This is a genomic window from Pseudomonas khavaziana (genome assembly GCF_019145205.1).
GTDB lineage: Bacteria > Pseudomonadota > Gammaproteobacteria > Pseudomonadales > Pseudomonadaceae > Aquipseudomonas > Aquipseudomonas khavaziana.
The window spans coordinates 1-530 of record NZ_JAHSTT010000052.1 but is presented as its reverse complement, the minus strand read 5'-3'; the positions used below and the strand labels follow the sequence as shown (position 1 = coordinate 530).

The following is a 530-nucleotide window of genomic DNA, read 5'->3' as shown; positions in this document are numbered from 1 at the left end:
CGGCCCTTGTCATCGTAGGATTTGAAGTGCTGGGCACCGTCCGGATCGATGCGCTGCACCAGGCGTGCACGCTGATCGTGGACATACACTTCCTGGCTACCATCGGCGTTGTGCACGGTGACACGGCCGTCATCCCCCCAGGTATAGCGCGTGTCCATCTGCGAAAAACTCGCCCAATGCCGGACACAGCGTGCCGCCTTGCCGGAGCCTTCCCACGCCCAAAAGAAACTCGCCCCACCGGCCAACTGCCGCTCAAGAATGACGTGCTGCTCGTCGTAGCGATAACGCTCGCTTTCCCCGACGGCATTGGTCGCGCAAACCAGTCGTCCATCTTCGTCATAGGCGTAGGAAACGACGTTCTGCTCGGTCTCCCAGACGTAGGGTTCACGACCTTTGGCACGATGAACCTGGTAGTCCACCGCGACGATACGGTCCAGCTCATAGCGCAACAAAAGCGAACGGCCACAACCGTTATCCAACCGCTCAATCCGCCCGGAGCGATCACGCACAATGCGCAGGCGGTTGTCATA

At 60.0% G+C, this 530-nt stretch carries 1 pseudogene; it reads right to left on the bottom strand.

The annotated features are described in order from the left end of the window. A pseudogene (locus KVH01_RS29475) lies at positions 1 to 530 on the bottom strand (RHS repeat protein); the annotation flags it as partial.